The sequence below is a fragment of the Actinopolyspora xinjiangensis genome (assembly GCF_900104475.1).
GTDB classification, from domain to species: Bacteria; Actinomycetota; Actinomycetes; order Mycobacteriales; family Pseudonocardiaceae; genus Actinopolyspora; species Actinopolyspora xinjiangensis.
The window spans coordinates 266406-281715 of record NZ_FNJR01000002.1; the positions used below are offsets into that span (position 1 = coordinate 266406).

Here is a 15310-nt window from a genome sequence, read left to right on the forward strand (position 1 = left end):
CGCCCTCGCACGTCCTGTGGCCGAGGCGAGCTGAAGCGGAGTTCGATCGTGATCACTGTCGAGAACCTGACCAAGACCTTCACCCAGAGCAACACCTCCGTGGCGGCGTTGGACGACGTGAGCCTGGAGGTGCCGGACGGTTCCGTCTGCGGCGTCGTCGGAACCAGCGGTGCGGGCAAGTCCACCCTGGCACGTTGCATCGCCCTGCTGGAGAAGCCCGACACCGGGGCCATCCGGGTGGACGGGACCGATCTCGTCTCGCTGGAGGGCAGCAAGCTCCGGGCGGCGCGCCGTCGGATCGGTGTGGTGCCCCAGGGTGACTCGCTGCTGCGGCAGCGCACCGCGGCCGGCAACGTCGCGCTGCCGCTGGAGTCGGCGAAGGTGCCCGCCGCGCAGCGCCGGAGCAGGGTGGCCGAACTGCTCGACCTCGTGGGGCTGTCCGACAAGGCCTCGGTCTACCCGGACCACCTCTCCGGGGGGCAGCGGCAGCGGGTGGCGGTCGCGCGTGCGCTGGCCGCCAAGCCCTCGGTGCTGCTGGCGGACGAGCCGACCTCGGCGCTGGACCCCGCCACCACCGACTCGGTGCTGACCGTGCTGGAGCGTGCTCGTTCCGAGCTCGGAGTGACGGTGCTGGTCGTCACGCACGACATGGCGGTGGTGCGGCGCATCGCCGACGACGTGGCCGTTCTCGAACAGGGCAGGGTGGTCGAGCACGGCAAGGTGCTGGACCTGGTCTCCGAGCCGGGCAGTCGGATCGGTTCGACGCTGCTGCCCGAGACCGACCAGGCGAGCGTGCTGCGGCCCGACTCCGGCCAGCAGCACGACGTGGTCGCCGAGGTGGTGCTGGTCGGCTTCGCGGCGGTGGGGGCGTTGCTGCCCGAGGCGTCGAGCAGGTTCGGGGTGGAACTGTCCATTCTCGGCGGTGGACTGACGCGGCTCGGGGACACGCCCGTCGCCAAATTCCGCGTCGGGTTGTCCGGTGAACGTTCCGAGTCCGCGCTGAAGTGGATGATCGAGCGCGATGCGCATGTGCGCCGCGCTCCCGTGAGCGTTGATGGAGTTGCTGCGTGAGTGACGTGACCCCCTGGTCGGAGGTCCTCGAACTGGTACGTCCCGCGACGGTCGAGACCATCTACATGGTCCTGATGTCGACCCTGGTGGGAGTGGTGGGTGGCCTGCCGCTGGGCGTCTGGCTGCACATGACCTCCCCCGTGGGACTCACCCCCAAACCGCTGTTGCACCGGGTGCTCGGCGCGATCGTGGACGTGACGCGGTCGATCCCGTTCGTGGTGCTGCTGGTGGTGGTCGGCTCGCTGACCCGGCTGCTGATGGGGCAGGCGTTCGGCAGCAGCGCGGCGATCGTGCCGCTGGCCATCGCCGCAGTGCCGTTCTTCGCGCGGTTGACCTCCAACGCCCTGCGCGAAGTGGACTCCGCGATCGTGGAGGCCGCGGTGACCACCGGGGCGAGCAAGTTCCGGATCGTGTGGACAGTGCTGCTCAGCGAGGCTCGGGCGGCTCTGGTCGGTGCGGTCGGGGTGACCATGCTCGCGCTGATCGGCTACGCCGCGATGGCGGGTGCCATCGCGGGTGGCGGGCTGGGAGCCACCGCGATCCTGGACGGCTACAACGCCTACGACGACCGAGTGCTCTACGTCTCGGTGGTGCTGCTCGGAGTGCTCGCCTGGGGGATGCAGCTGCTCACCGACTGGGTGACCAAGCTGGTCGACCGCAGGCGCGCCGTCACCAACGTCTGAGCCGCTGACCTCCGACCGTGAATCACGGCGGTCCCGCTCTCCCGGACGAGTCCCGACGGCTCGACGCGTCGAGCCGAGGGGCCGGGCGAGCACCGCCGCAGTGAACCGAGGTGGGTGGCTGCCGCCGCCCACCGAGATCCGAAAGGACCTTCGATGCGTACCAGAATCCTGGCCTCACTGCTGACCGTCAGCGCTCTCGCGTTAGCCGGGTGCGGCGGTGGTTCGGCGGCGCAGGACGACCCGGACGCGGCGATCAAGGTCGGTGCCACCGCCCAGCCGCACGGCGAGATCCTGGAGTACGTCAAGGAGAACCTCGCCCCCGAGCGGAACCTGAAGATCGAGATCGAGACCTTCAGCGACTACAATCGGCCCAACGCCGCCACCGCCAACGGCTCGCTGGACGCCAACTACTACCAGCACAAGCCGTTCCTCGAGGAGTACAAGGAGGAACGCGGCGGTGATCTGCACTGGGTCGCCCCGGTGCACCTGGAGCCACTGGGCATCTACTCCAAGAAGATCGGCTCGTTGGACGAGGTCTCCGACGGCGACACCGTGACGATCCCCAACGACCCCTCCAACCGGGGCCGGGCCCTCAAACTGCTCCAGGACAAGGGGCTGATCGAGCTCAAGGAGGGCTCGGCGGAGGAGACCAACGTCCGCGACATCGTGAGCAACCCGAAGAATCTCCAGATCGAGGAGATGAAGGCGGCCCAGATCCCGCGCACGCTGCAGGACGTGCGGTTCGCGGTCGTCAACGGCAACTACGCCCTCAAGGCCAACCTGGATGATCCGCTGGCCCTGGAATCGACCGAGAACAACCCCTACGTCAACGGGGTGGTCACCAACTCCGAGATGCGGGACGACCCGCGCGTCGACAAGCTCGTCGACCTCCTGCAGTCCCAGGAGGTCAAGGACTTCATCAACGAGGAGTACGGCGGTAAGTCCGTCATTCCGGCCAGCTGACACCAGCGCCGTCGCCCGGGACCCGAGTCACGCGTGAACGTGCGCGGTACGGACACGTACCCTGGGGGTGTGCTGTCCGTGGTACCGACCCCGATCACCGTCCGGGTCCCGGCGAAGGTGAACCTGCACCTCTCGGTCGGTGACAGTCGCCAGGACGGTTATCACGAGCTGGTGACCGTATTCCAGGCGCTGTCGCTGACCGACGAGGTCACGGTACGCAGTTCCGACGAGCCGGGCATCGAGGTGCGCGGCGAGGGTTCGGACGACGTTCCGTTGGATTCCGACAATCTGGCGTGGCGGGCGGTGACCGAACTCGCCCGCGCCAGCGGCAGAGATCCGGACGACACCGGTGTGCACGTCTCGATCAACAAGGGCATACCGGTGGCGGGCGGCATGGCCGGTGGCAGCGCCGACGCCGCCGCGACGCTGTTCGCGCTGAACGCGCTGTGGAAGCTGGAGCTCGGTCGTGACGAGCTCGCCGACATAGCGGGCCGGCTCGGCAGCGACGTGCCGTTCGCCCTGCAGGGGGGAACCGCGCTCGGCACCGGCCGGGGAGAGCGGTTGGTGCCGGTGCTGGCCCGGCACACCTATCACTGGGTGATCGCGCTGCACGGGGAGGGACTGGGAACCCCGGAGGTCTACGGCGAGCTGGACCGGTTGCGGCGCAACTCGGACAACCGGGTCGGCGAGGTGGAGCCGGTGCTGGAGGCGCTGGCTTCCGGCGATCCGCGTGAACTCGCCCTGCTGCTGGGCAACGATCTGCAGGCCGCGGCGGTCTCGCTGCGCCCGGTGCTGCGGCGCACGCTGCGAGCCGGGGTGGACGCCGGGGCGCTGGCCGGGATCGTGTCCGGATCCGGACCGACCTGCGCGTTCCTGTGCACCGACGGGGAGGACGCGGTGCGGATCGCGGCCGAGCTCTCCGGAGCCGGGGTGTGCCGGACGGTGCGGGTGGCGCAGGGCCCCGTCGCCGGTGCGCGACTCGTCGAGGAGCACTCCGACCGCCCCACCCCTCCTCAGGTGCACGCATGAGAACCGGGCGCGTGTGAATCCCGGCCGCGCAATGAAACCGACGGCTCGGCCCCGGGCCGTCCACAGCCCGTTCCGGGCATGTTCGAAGTCGACGGAGTGACCAACGCTCGATGGCCAACCTGATCAATCTGGAGTCGGTCGAGAAAAGCCACGGGGTTCGGCCCCTGCTGGACGGGGTCTCGCTCGGCGTGACCGAAACCGACCGCATCGGGGTCGTCGGCCTCAACGGTGGTGGCAAGACGACCCTGCTGGAGATACTGACCGGTATCGAAGAGCCCGACGCCGGACGGGTCAACCACACCCGTGACCTGCGCAGCGCGGTCGTCACCCAGCGGACCGAGCTTCCCCCCGACGCCACAGTGCGCAACGCGGTGCTCGACCCGCAGGGGTTCACCGCCGAGCACGAGTGGGCCGCCGACCCCAAGGTGCGTTCCGTGCTCAACGGGCTCGGCATGACCGGGCTCGGCCTGGAGACCAGGGTCGCCGAGCTGTCCGGCGGTGAACGCCGCCGCGTGGCGCTGGCCGCCGCGCTGGTGCGCGAACTCGACCTGCTGGTGCTGGACGAGCCGACCAACCACCTCGACGTCGAGGGGGTGCGTTGGTTGGCGGACCACCTGCTTTCGCGGCGCTGCGCGCTGGTGATCGTCACCCACGACCGGTGGTTCCTCGACGAGGTGTGCAACCGCACCTGGGAGGTCGTGGACGGCCGGGTGGAGCAGTACGAGGGCGGCTACGCCGACTGGGTCTACGCCAGGGCCGAGCGGGCCAGGATCGCGCAGCAGACCGAGGAGAAGCGCCGCAACCTGGCGCGCAAGGAGCTCGCCTGGCTGCAGCGGGGCGCCAAGGCCCGCACTTCCAAGCCCAAGTTCCGGGTGGAGGCGGCCGAGGCCCTGATCTCCGACGTGCCGGAGCCCAGGGACACCGTGGAGCTGGTCTCCTTCGCCAAGCGGCGGCTGGGCAACACAGTGATCGAGCTGGAGGATGTCGAGCTCCGACTGGCCGATCGCAAGCTGCTGGACAACGTGACCTGGCGGCTGGGACCGGGTGACCGGATAGGTGTGGTCGGGGTGAACGGTTCCGGCAAGACGACGCTGCTGCGGCTGCTGGCCGGGGAGCGCGAGCCCGACGGCGGCAAACGGATCGAGGGCAAGACGGTCCGGCTGGCGCACCTCACCCAGGAACTGCACGACCTGCCCGGCGAGTGGCGTGTACTGGAGGCGATCGAGGACGTCGCCAAGCAGGTCACGCTCGGCAAGTACGAGCTGACCGCCTCCCAGCTGGGCGAGCGGTTCGGCTTCGGCAAGGGCAGGCAGTGGACCAGGGTCGAGGACCTCTCCGGCGGTGAGCGGCGCAGGTTGCAGCTGGCCAGGCTGCTGATGGACGAGCCCAACGTGCTCGTGCTGGACGAGCCCACCAACGACCTCGACATCGACACCCTGCAGCAGCTGGAGGACCTGCTGGACGGCTGGCCCGGCACCCTGGTGGTCGTCTCCCACGACCGCTATCTGGTGGAGCGGGTCTGCGACAACGTGGTCGCCCTGTTCGGCGACGGCAACATCACCCACCTGCCGGGCGGGATCGACGAGTACCTGAACCGGCGCCGCTCGCTGCTGGAGGGCGGGGACCAGTCCCTCGGCAGGCAGCAGGAGAGCGGTGGAGCCGCGGCGAGCGGGAAGGCGAAGTCCGGCGGCCTGTCCGGTGCGCAGGACCGAGCCGCTCGCAAGGAGCTCTCCCGGCTGGAACGCCAGCTGGACAAGCTCGCCGATCGGGAGCGGGAGCTGCACGACCAGCTCGCCGAGGCCGCCACCGAACCGGAGCGGCTGCAGGAGTTGAACTCCCAGCTGCGGGAGCTGCACGAGCAGAAGGACGACATCGAGTCCCGCTGGATGGAGCTGGCCGACAGCCTCGATTGATCCCGTGGAGGGCGACGCGTGATCTCGGCAGGTCACCGCGCCCGCCACGACGGTGGCGAGTCCCCTCTCGCCACGAAGTAGCCTGGGAATGTGAGCCGTTTCACGGAGATGGTGGCCGCGGCGGCGGCTTCGGACCAAGGTCCGGGGACCCGTGGCCTGGTCACCGGTGAGCCCGACGCGCCCCGCTGTCGCGGTTGGGGGCAGGTGCGCGAGTGCGCGCTGCGGATCTCGGCCGCGCTGCGCTCCTCCCGAGGAGGACCGCCCGTGCGGCGGGGAGACGCGGTGGCGGTCCTCGCCGCGCGCCCGGACTCCGTGGTTCCCGCCGTGCAGGCGGTGTGGCTGGCCGGTGCCTCGGTGACGATGCTGCACCAGCCCACGCCACGCACCGATCTCGGGACCTGGGCGGAGGACACGCTGCGCGTCACCCGCATGATCGGGGCCGGGCTGGTGCTGCTCGGGGAGCCGTTCCACGAGTTCGCTCCGGTGCTGGCCGAGCACGGCATCCGGTTCCGCGACCTGGACGAGCTCTCGCGGGCGGAAACCGGCCCCGCCGAGGAGGTCCCCACCGATGAGGACGACCTCGCGCTGCTGCAGCTGACCAGTGGTTCCTCGGCGGAGCCCAAGGCGGTGCGGATCACGCACGGCAACCTCTACCACAACACCCGGGCGATCACGGCCGCCGCGCGGTTGTCCCCGGAGCGCGACGTCGCGGTCTCGTGGCTACCGCTGTTCCACGACATGGGCATGGTCGGTTGCCTGGCTGTGCCGATGGCACTGGGGATGCGACTGGTCAAGGTCACCCCGGCCGACTTCCTGGCGCGGCCCTCGCTGTGGCCGGAACTGATCGGGCGCTACGGCGGGACCGTCACCGCCGCGCCGAACTTCGCCTACGCCATCACCGCGCGGGGAATGGAACGGGCCGAGGCCGGGGCGTTCGACCTGTCCACGCTGCGGTTCGCCCTCAACGGGGCCGAGCCGGTCGATCCCGACACGGTGGGGCGGTTCCTCGCGGCCGGAGCCGGTTTCGGGTTGCGCCCGGAGTGCGTGGTGTGTGCCTTCGGCATGGCCGAGGCCACCCTGGCCGTCTCGTTCGCGCCCACGCACGGCGGCATGGAAGTGGACACGGTGGACTCCGAGGCACTGTGGAGTTCCCGGCGGGCCGTCCCCGCGCGGCCGGGGAATTCGGGTGCGCGCGGGTTCGCGCTGCTGGGGCCACCTCTGCCCGGCATGGAGATCGTGGTGGTCGACGAGTCCGGCGCGTCGTTGCCGGAGCGCGGCGTGGGCGGACTGCTGATCCGGGGCGCGGCCGTCACCCCCGGCTATCTGACGGTGCACGGGCCGCTGGCCGCCACCGACGGGAACGGCTGGCTGGACACCGGTGACGAGGGATACCTGGTGGACGGGCAGCTGGTGGTGTGCGGGCGCCGCAAGGACGTGATCGTGCTCGGCGGTCGCAACGTGCACCCCACCGACATCGAGCGGGCGGCCTGCACCGTGTCCGGGGTGCGGCCGGGAAACGCGGCGGCCGTGCGCGAGGACGCCGGTAGGCGGCGCGAGCACTTCGCGGTGATCGTGGAGTCCCGCTCGGCCGGGGACGAGACCGAGGAACGGCGGCTGCGCAAGGAGGTGGCCGCGAAGGTCTTCGGCGAGGTGGGCGCGCGTCCCTCCACCGTGCTGGTGGTCGAGCCGGGCTCGTTGCCCAAGACGCCATCGGGCAAGCTCCGGCGCGGTGCCGCTGCCGAACTGCTGTCCTGACGTGGTCGGGGTGTCGGTCGGTAGTCGGGCCGTCCTCTCCCGGCCGGGGGCGGTGCGTGAGACGGGGAGGAGCCCGGTGCCTACCGTCCGGCGGGCCGCGGTGCGCGTCGGTGGCGGTGGGCGCGGACGGCGGCGTGCACGGCGACGGCTACCGCCGCCGTGAGGAGAACCGCGGTGGTGATGTTGAGTTCCCAGGGCACCAGGGTTTTCGTGTCTCCGTCGGGCCACACGCAGCGCGTCACGACCGGGTAGTCGAACAAGGAACTGCTGTCGATGTACAGACCTGGGGTCGGTTCCCACGCGCTCGGTTCGCACACGTCTTCCGGTTGGTTGGCGATGCCCGACCACAGCGCGGCGGTGTGGGAGTCCAGCGTGACAAGCAGCAGCCAGGCCACGAGCTCACCCTTCACCCCTCGTGAGCCGCGTGGTGCGAGTGAGCTCCTTCCCGTCGCGAGCCAGTGCAGGAGCTTGCCGAGGACCAGCCAGGGAGTGCCGACCAGCAGCAGCGTGGCGAACTCGCCGGCGAGGTCTTCCACGGTTGACGGTCACTCCTCGATCGACATGTCGGTTCGCCGGTGTTTCCGTCCCGAGGCGGGAGTCGGGCCTCGCCGCGCTGCCCGGTCGCGCGTCACGGAGCGCGGGACCCGCCGTGTCGGACCCGAGTCGGACCCGAGGAGGTCTCGACACGCATGTCGGCCCGACCTCCACGGTACGCGAGGAGATCGGGCCGAGATGTGATACGAGGCTCAGCGGGAACTGATATCCCCGAGGAGACCGCGAAGTGCACCGCCTTCCACGTCTTCGTTCTGCGCCGGGACCAGGTCAACCGGTTTCCGCTGTTCGTATGTCGCGCCCTGTGGCGGGAAACTCTTGGGGTTGCCGACCAGTTCGACCGGTTCATCCGTCAGGAGGATGAGCGGTTCCTGCCGTGCTGTCCGGGGAGCCAGCTGCTCCAGCAGTCGCTGGGGCGGATTCTCGATCGAGATCCTCAGGTCGAGGGACGCGGTGTGCTCGAACCTCGGTGGGAACCGCTGGGTCATGGTCAGCGAGCTGCTCACGTCGGCGTTCTGCTCGACGCGGACCTGGCCGAGGTCCTGCTGGGCCGGGGTGCTCTGCCGGGGGGACGCGTCACCGGGGGAAACCGAGTGCGCCTTCAGGTCTCTGACATCGATGGAAGTGGTCTGGTCCGGTGTCACCGGCGGCTCCCCTTCCATGATCACCGATCCCGTCAGCGGAATCATGAAGTCCTGCTCAGCCAGTTCGAGCTCCATCTCGGACGAAGTGAGAACCAGTTCCTCGACGTCCTTCGTCTGGGAGGCCGGTTTCTCTTCCTGCTGGGCAGCCGGAGCCGTGGCCGGTGCGGCCGGTACGGCAGGTACGACGATCATGGCGAGCACCCCGGTCACGCCGACGACGGCCTGGCGAAACACACGGAGATTCCGCGACACGATTTCTCCTCCCTCACGGGTCAGCCCGCTGCTTGCGGCAGTTGAGACCGTGACGGGGACGTGGTGCTCCCACAACCAGTGGTCCACCATCGAGAACCACCATCACCCGTTCCAGCCAACAGCGATTACCCGTTGGAACAGGCACCCACCATCCGAATGACATCGCCCTCACCGAAGCGAGGTTCGTGGCGCCCGGCCGCGAGGACAGGCTGCTCGCGCGGACGGTTACGGCGGAGCCGACGAGGAGCGGGGCCCGAAGTGGTGGACGGCCTCCGGTGACAGAACAGCACCGGACGCGAAGCTCCACGGAACGACAGCGTCGTCCCACCGGCGCGAAACCCCGTCAGTGGAACTCGTTCTGCGCGGCCTCCAGGCCCTTGCCCACCAGCGCCGAGACGGCGTCCGCGCAGCGGTCGACGAAGAATCCCAGTTCGGAGCGCTCGGCGCGCGAGAAGTCGCGCAGCACGTAGTCGGCCGGATCCATCCTTCCCGGCGGGCGGTCCACCCCGAACCGCACCCGCAGGTAGTCGCGCGTGCCGAGCGACTTGCTGATCGAGCGCAGCCCGTTGTGGCCGTTCTCGCCACCGCCCCGCTTGAGCCGCACGGCACCGTAGGACAGATCCAGCTCGTCGTGGATCACGATCACCGACTCGGGGGCGACCTTGTAGAACCGGACGGCCCCAGCCACGGGGCCGCCGGAGAGGTTCATCAGCGAGCGGGACTTCGCCAGCGCGACCCGGTTGCCGTCGAGCCTGCCCTCGGCGATGTCGGCTCCGGACTTGTGCCGTTTGAACTTCCCGCCGACGCGGTCCGCCAGCTCGTCGGCGACCAGGAACCCCACGTTGTGCCGGTTGCCCGCGTAGCGCGGTCCCGGATTGCCCAGCCCGACGACCAGCGTGGGGCCGTCCGCGTCCTTGTTGCCCGGTGTTGTCACGACATCCTCGGATTCGTCTTGCCCCGAAGTGGGGTCGCGCTCACTCATCCCGTGTGGTGGCGCCCGCTGCCGAAGAGGCGCTTGCCAGTTCCTGTTCCGCCCGCTCGGGCACAGGTGATCGCTGTTTTCGGCGCGCCGGCGCCGAAACAACCACTATCGCGGCTCGCACCGCCGCGGGTTCTCCCGTACGGCTCTCGCGAGGAAGGCCCGACGTTGTGTTGACCACCCGATGTCGGGCCTGGCCGCGACGAGAGCCGTACGAGAGGTTCCGCCACGGAACCGGCTGTGGGAACCGAGCCGACGAAGCGTCACCAATAGGTGATCACTCGTTCGAGATCTGCTCCTCGGAGGCCTCCTCGACGACCCCGGCGCCGCTGGTGTCGATCTCGGACTCCATCTCGGCCTCGGTCGGGGCCTCGGAGACGTTGACGACCAGGACGTCCTCGCCGCTCTGCAGCGTGGCGCCGCGCGGCAGGGTCACGTCCGGGGCGTGGAACTGGGTGCCCGCCTCGGCTCCCTGGATCGACAGCTCCAGCTGCTCCGGGATGTGCGTGGCCTCGACCTCGAGCTGGATCTCGTTGGCGTCCTGGGCGACCAGGGTGCCGGGAGCGGCATCACCGGTGACCACGACCGGCACGTTGACGGTGACCTTCTCGCCGCGCTTGACCAGCAGCAGGTCCACGTGCTCGATGTAGTTCTTGGTCGGGTGTGTGGTGATCTCCTTGCACAGCGCGAGCTCGTTCTTGTCGCCTGTCACCTCGAGCGTCAGCACGGCGTTGCGGCCGTTCTCACGGACCAGGCGGGCGAACTCGACCGTGGGCAGCGAGAGGTGCTTCGGGTCGGAACCGTGGCCGTAGAGCACCGCGGGAATCTTGCCCGCCCGGCGGATCCTGCGGGCGGCTCCTTTGCCGAACTCGTGGCGCTGTTCCGCTGCGAGACGTAGATCGGACACGGTGACGTACTCCTTGGCGTAGGGCTGGTGTCATCAGTCGCTGTCCTGCGGCGGAGTGACGCGCGACTGGTCTGGCTGACGGGGCGCCTAACGCTCTGCCGAGTCCCTGGGAACCGGGCCGGTACACCGGCGGCTCACCGGTGACCACCAGCCGCCACGCCGATAACGCCGGGCTCGGGCGCCCGACCTCGCCGAGGCAACCATGCCATTGTATGGGGTGCCTGTTCGGCCTGGCCGACCGGCCGGGGAAATGACGGCGTGATGGGAGGCGTTGTCAATATCTTTCCTCCCCGTCCTCGGAATATTACGTTGACTCGCATGACTGCCGAGACCACCGCGAGTGAGCCCACGAGCACGGATTGGCGCAGCAGACTCCGCCGGGTGGGGCCGGGAATCATGGCCGCCGCTACCGGGGTCGGCGCGGGAGACCTGGTGGCGACCCTGGTGGCGGGGTCGCGGTTCGGCTACACCTTGTTCTGGGCGATCCTGCTCGGTGCCGTGTTCAAGATGGGCATCGGCGAGGCGGTGGGGCGCTGGCACCTCGGTTCCGGCAGCACGATCCTGGCCGGCTGGCGCTCGCTGGGGCGTTGGGCCATCGCCTTCTTCGGCGTCTACATCGTGATCTGGGGATTCGTCTACGGCGCCACCGCCATGTCGGCGACCGGGTTGCCGCTGAACGCGCTGCTGCCGTGGTTATCCGTGCGTTCCTGGGGGATGATCTGCGGGGTTCTCGGCCTGGTGCTGGTGTGGTTCGGGCGCTACCGGCTGCTGGAGCGACTGATGACGGTCCTGGTCGGCGTCATGTTCGTGGCGGTGGTGGGCACCGCTGTGCTGGTCGGACCGAACCTCGCCGAGCTGGGGGGCGGGCTCGTTCCCCGGCTGCCGCAGGGGTCGTTGGCCTACGTGCTCGGCCTGATGGGCGGAGTCGGTGGCACGATCACGATGGCCGCCTACGGGTACTGGACGCTGGCCAAGGGGTGGCGCACCCCCGCGTGGATCCCGTTCATGCGCACCGACAACGCGGTCGGCTACGTCACCACCGGCGTATTCGTGGTGGCGATGCTGATCGTCGGGGCCGAGCTGCTGCTGGGGCAGGGCATCACCGACGGCGACCGGGGCCTGCTGGAGCTCGGGCAGCGGTTGGCAGCCGACTACGGCCAGTGGGCGCGGCTGCCGTTCCTGATCGGGTTCCTCGCGGTGACGTTCACCTCGTTGCTGGGGGTGTGGAACGGTGTGAGCCTGCTGTTCGCCGACTGGTGGCGCACCTGGCGAGCGAGCGGGACCACGCCTGCCGTCACGGGTGGGCACGAGACGGGTGGGCACGAGGACGCCGCCGGGATGCGCGGTTGGCCGTTCCGCGGCTACGTGCTCTGGCTCACGGTGCCGCCGATGTCGTTGTTGTTCCTGGACAAACCCTTCCAGCTCACCATCGCCTACGGCGTGCTGGGCTCGCTGTTCATGCCGTTCCTGGCGGGGACGCTGCTGGTGCTGCTGAACTCGGGGCGGATGCCCGCCGCGCACCGCTCGCGTTGGCTGTCCAATGTCGTGCTCACGCTGTGCCTGGTGCTGTTCGCCGTGCTGGCCGTGAACAAGCTGGTCGGCTATGTCTCCTAGCGGGGGCCTGCCCGTTCGGTTCTCCGTCGCGCTCGGCCCGCGGAACCGCTCGCGGCCTCGTTCGTGCAGGCCGTACGACCTTCGCCGTGTTCGGGGCGCGGTGACTTCGCGCGAAATCGCCGCGCCCCGGCCGGGTGGGGCTCGGTGGCTCAGGCCTGGCCGTTGAACAGTCCCGTCACCGAGCCGTCCTCGAACACCTGGTGCACCGCCTTGGCGATCAGCGGGGCGATCGAGAGCACCGTGAGCTTGTCGAACCGCTTCTCGTCGGGGATCGGCAGCGTGTTGGTCAGCACCACCTGCTTGGCGCCGCTGTTGGAGAGTCGTTCCACGGCCGGGCCGGAGAGCACGCCGTGCGTGGCGGCGATGATCACGTCCTTGGCGCCCGCCTCCAGCAGCTGCTCGGTGGCCTTCACGATCGTGCCGCCGGTGTCGATCATGTCGTCGACCAGCACGCACAGCCGGTTCTCCACGTCGCCCACGACGCGGTTGGCCACCACCTCGTTGGGCTTGCTGGGATCCCGGGTCTTGTGGATGAAGGCCAGCGGGGTGCCGCCGAGGTTGTCCGCCCACTTCTCGGCCACGCGCACCCGGCCGGAGTCCGGGGAGACGACCGTGATCCGCTCCTCGGAGTAGGCGTCCCTGATGTAGTCCGAGAGCACGGTCTGCGCGAGCAGGTGGTCCACCGGCCCGTCGAAGAAGCCCTGGATCTGGTCCGTGTGCAGGTCCACCGTGAGGATGCGGTCGGCGCCCGCCGTCTTGAACAGATCGGCCATCAGCCGTGCCGAGATGGGTTCACGGCCCTTGTGCTTCTTGTCCTGCCTGGCGTAACCGTAGAACGGCATGACCACGGTGATGCGCTTGGCGCTACCGCGTTTGAGCGCGTCCACCATGATCAACTGCTCCATCACGGCCTCGTTGATCGGGCTGCTGTGCGACTGGATCACGAACGCGTCGCAACCGCGGACCGACTCGTCGTAGCGGACGAATATCTCACCGTTGGCGAACTCGTAGGCAGCCTGCGGCGTGACCGTAACGTCCAGGTGCTTGGCGACCTCCTCGGCCAGTTCCGGATGACTGCGGCCGGAGAAAAGTTTGAGGCTCTTCTTCGGTGTCGCAGACATGGCACTCACGGTCATCGTCCCCTCCCGTTGACGGCTGGAAAGCTTGGGTGTCACTCGTCGGTTTCGGTGGAGTTCTCACGGTCGGCCAACGCACGCCGGGCGGCCTCGTCGGCGGCTGTGCCGGGACGTCGTTCGGCGACCCAGCCATCGATGTTGCGCTGCCTCCCTCGGGCGATCGCCATCGCGCCGGGGGGGACGTCATCGGTGATCACCGAGCCCGCTGCGGTGTAGGCTCCGTCCGCGACTCGAACCGGTGCGACGAACATGTTGTCGGCACCGGTGCGCGCGTGGGATCCGATCACCGTGTGGTGTTTGGCCACGCCGTCGTAGTTGACGAAAACCGTGGCGGCCCCGATGTTACTGTGCGTGCCAACCGTGGCGTCCCCGACGTAACTCAGATGCGGGACCTTACTCCCCGCACCGATGTCGGCGTTCTTCACCTCGACAAAGGTACCCACCTTGCCCTCGGGGCCGAGGCGGGTGCCCGATCGGAGGTAGGCGAACGGTCCCACCGACGCGCCCGCGGCGACCTCGGCGCGATCACCGTGCGTCGACACGACCTCGGCCCCTGCCCCGATCGAGCAGTCGGTCAGCGTCGTGTCCGGGCCGACGCTCGCGCCGTCCTCGACGCTCGTTCCGCCCCGCAGCCGCACGTTCGGTTCGAGTACCACATCCCTGCCGAGCCGCACGTCGCAGTCCAGCCACACGCTGCTCGTGTCGGTGATCGTGACGCCCTCGCGCATCCAGTGCAGCAGCAGCCTGCGGTTGAGCTCGGCGCCGACCGAGGCGAGCTGGACCCGGTCGTTGACCCCCTCCACCAGCCAGTTGTCCGCGCACACCAGCGCACCGACGCCGTGCCCTTCCGCGCGGGCGATGGCTACCACGTCCGTGAGGTAGAGCTCGCCCTGTGAGTTGTCCGTGGACAACCGCTCCAGCGCGGTGTCGAGGAACCGCGCGTCGAAGGCGTACACGCCGGAGTTGATCTCGTTGATCGCGGCCTGCTCGGTGGTGGCGTCCTTCTGCTCCACGATGGAGGTGACCTCGCCCGAGGAGCCCCGCACGATCCGGCCGTAACCGAACGGATCGTCCACCACCGCGGTCAGCAGGGTCACCGCGTTGCCCGAGTCACGGTGCTCGCGCAGCAGCGCGAGCAGCGTCGCTGAGTCCAGCAGCGGAATGTCACCGTAAGTGACCAGCACGGTTCCGGCGGATGCCCGTTGCTCCCGTCCGCACCGCACCGCGTGTCCGGTCCCCAGCTGCTCCTGTTGCACCACCGTTCCGATACGGCGGTCGAGTTCGTTTTCCAGGATCGTGAGATGTTCGCCGACGGCCTGCCTGCCGTGCCCGATGACCACGCTCAACTCGTCCGGTTCCGCGCCCGCCGCGGCACGGACGGAGTGCTCGAGCAGCGATCTGCCCGCGATCCGGTGCAGTACTTTCGGTGTCGCGGATCTCATGCGAGTGCCTTCGCCCGCGGCCAGCACGAGCACACTCACGGGGTCGGAGGACATGCCGTCCGAAGGCGGCTGGGCCGAAACGCCCTCGAGCATCGATGCTCTCCCTCGGAGTCCAGCGGTTTCGACGCCGACTCACCGTGTCACCCGTGGTTACTGCCGGACTCCGCGGAACCGAGCCCGCGACAGCCTCGGGAAAGACGGTGCCTGTACGTCCAATCGGGTGAAGGGTAACTGTCTGGACGCTGTATCGGGCCGCTGCCCCGGCAGGTACGTGGGTGATGGTGTGCCGGTGGGGGAGATGTTACCGCGCGTGTCCGTTCCGTGCGCGGTTCTCACGCGGTTCCACGTGCGTTCACGTGGCTTCTACTTC

At 69.2% G+C, this 15310-nt stretch carries 13 protein-coding genes; 7 read left to right on the top strand and 6 right to left on the bottom strand.

Translation table 11 applies throughout. The features are described 5' to 3' along the window. The first annotated feature begins 48 nt into the window (after positions 1 to 48). The 6 genes from BLQ75_RS03885 to BLQ75_RS03910 all read left to right on the top strand — a co-directional run bounded on the left by BLQ75_RS03885 (position 49) and on the right by BLQ75_RS03910 (position 7414). A complete protein-coding gene (locus BLQ75_RS03885; RefSeq protein WP_092597833.1) occupies positions 49 to 1071 on the top strand; it encodes a methionine ABC transporter ATP-binding protein in 1023 nt (340 codons plus the stop codon). Further along, entirely contained in the window at positions 1068 to 1754 is a 687-nt protein-coding gene (locus BLQ75_RS03890) for a methionine ABC transporter permease (protein WP_092597836.1), read from the top strand. Before BLQ75_RS03885 ends, BLQ75_RS03890 begins: the two co-directional genes overlap by 4 nt. Before the next feature lie 153 nt (positions 1755 to 1907). Beyond that, positions 1908 to 2717 (top strand): MetQ/NlpA family ABC transporter substrate-binding protein, encoded by an 810-nt coding sequence (locus tag BLQ75_RS03895; RefSeq protein ID WP_092597839.1) that lies wholly within the window; start codon positions 1908 to 1910, stop codon positions 2715 to 2717. 78 nt (positions 2718 to 2795) lie between these two features. After that, complete coding sequence (locus tag BLQ75_RS03900) at positions 2796 to 3746, top strand: 4-(cytidine 5'-diphospho)-2-C-methyl-D-erythritol kinase (RefSeq protein WP_170837334.1); 951 nt, start codon at positions 2796 to 2798, stop codon at positions 3744 to 3746. 110 nt (positions 3747 to 3856) lie between these two features. Beyond that, entirely contained in the window at positions 3857 to 5659 is a 1803-nt protein-coding gene (locus BLQ75_RS03905) for an ABC-F family ATP-binding cassette domain-containing protein (RefSeq protein ID WP_092597842.1), read from the top strand. A gap of 90 nt (positions 5660 to 5749) precedes the next feature. Then, entirely contained in the window at positions 5750 to 7414 is a 1665-nt protein-coding gene (locus BLQ75_RS03910) for a fatty acyl-AMP ligase (RefSeq protein ID WP_211481144.1), read from the top strand. An 80-nt stretch (positions 7415 to 7494) separates the two neighbouring features. Here BLQ75_RS03910 and BLQ75_RS03915 read toward each other — a convergent pair whose 3' ends face one another. The 4 genes from BLQ75_RS03915 to BLQ75_RS03930 all read right to left on the bottom strand — a co-directional run bounded on the left by BLQ75_RS03915 (position 7495) and on the right by BLQ75_RS03930 (position 10748). After that, positions 7495 to 7950: a hypothetical protein gene (locus BLQ75_RS03915; RefSeq protein WP_092597845.1), complete on the bottom strand. Its 456-nt coding sequence runs from the start codon at positions 7948 to 7950 to the stop codon at positions 7495 to 7497. A gap of 210 nt (positions 7951 to 8160) precedes the next feature. Then, positions 8161 to 8862 (bottom strand): hypothetical protein, encoded by a 702-nt coding sequence (locus BLQ75_RS03920; protein WP_092597848.1) that lies wholly within the window; start codon positions 8860 to 8862, stop codon positions 8161 to 8163. Positions 8863 to 9205: 343 nt separating this feature from the next. Next, the gene (gene pth, locus BLQ75_RS03925; RefSeq protein ID WP_092597851.1) at positions 9206 to 9796 is read right to left on the bottom strand and encodes an aminoacyl-tRNA hydrolase; all 591 of its coding nucleotides are present in this window, start codon (positions 9794 to 9796) and stop codon (positions 9206 to 9208) included. Between the two features lie 322 nt (positions 9797 to 10118). Continuing rightward, positions 10119 to 10748 (bottom strand): 50S ribosomal protein L25/general stress protein Ctc, encoded by a 630-nt coding sequence (locus BLQ75_RS03930; RefSeq protein WP_092597854.1) that lies wholly within the window; start codon positions 10746 to 10748, stop codon positions 10119 to 10121. 318 nt (positions 10749 to 11066) lie between these two features. Here BLQ75_RS03930 and BLQ75_RS03935 point away from each other — a divergent pair, with 318 nt between their 5' ends. After that, the gene (locus tag BLQ75_RS03935) at positions 11067 to 12362 is read left to right on the top strand and encodes an Nramp family divalent metal transporter (protein ID WP_092597857.1); all 1296 of its coding nucleotides are present in this window, start codon (positions 11067 to 11069) and stop codon (positions 12360 to 12362) included. 149 nt (positions 12363 to 12511) lie between these two features. On the opposite strand, the gene BLQ75_RS03940 is transcribed toward BLQ75_RS03935, so the two are convergent. Further along, complete coding sequence (locus tag BLQ75_RS03940) at positions 12512 to 13483, bottom strand: ribose-phosphate diphosphokinase (protein WP_244515219.1); 972 nt, start codon at positions 13481 to 13483, stop codon at positions 12512 to 12514. A gap of 50 nt (positions 13484 to 13533) precedes the next feature. Continuing rightward, the gene (gene glmU / locus BLQ75_RS03945; RefSeq protein WP_092597863.1) at positions 13534 to 15033 is read right to left on the bottom strand and encodes a bifunctional UDP-N-acetylglucosamine diphosphorylase/glucosamine-1-phosphate N-acetyltransferase GlmU; all 1500 of its coding nucleotides are present in this window, start codon (positions 15031 to 15033) and stop codon (positions 13534 to 13536) included. Positions 15034 to 15310 lie beyond the last annotated feature (277 nt).

What these genes read in the sequence shown, in the direction of transcription:
- BLQ75_RS03895 (WP_092597839.1), top strand. Translation starts at nt 1,908, where the DNA reads ATGCGTACCAGAATCCTGGCCTCACTGCTGACCGTCAGCGCTCTCGCG.
- BLQ75_RS03905 (WP_092597842.1), top strand. Translation starts at nt 3,857, where the DNA reads ATGGCCAACCTGATCAATCTGGAGTCGGTCGAGAAAAGCCACGGGGTT.
- BLQ75_RS03935 (WP_092597857.1), top strand. Translation starts at nt 11,067, where the DNA reads ATGACTGCCGAGACCACCGCGAGTGAGCCCACGAGCACGGATTGGCGC.
- BLQ75_RS03940 (WP_244515219.1), bottom strand. Translation starts at nt 13,483, where the DNA reads ATGTCTGCGACACCGAAGAAGAGCCTCAAACTTTTCTCCGGCCGCAGT.
- glmU (WP_092597863.1), bottom strand. Translation starts at nt 15,033, where the DNA reads ATGCTCGAGGGCGTTTCGGCCCAGCCGCCTTCGGACGGCATGTCCTCC.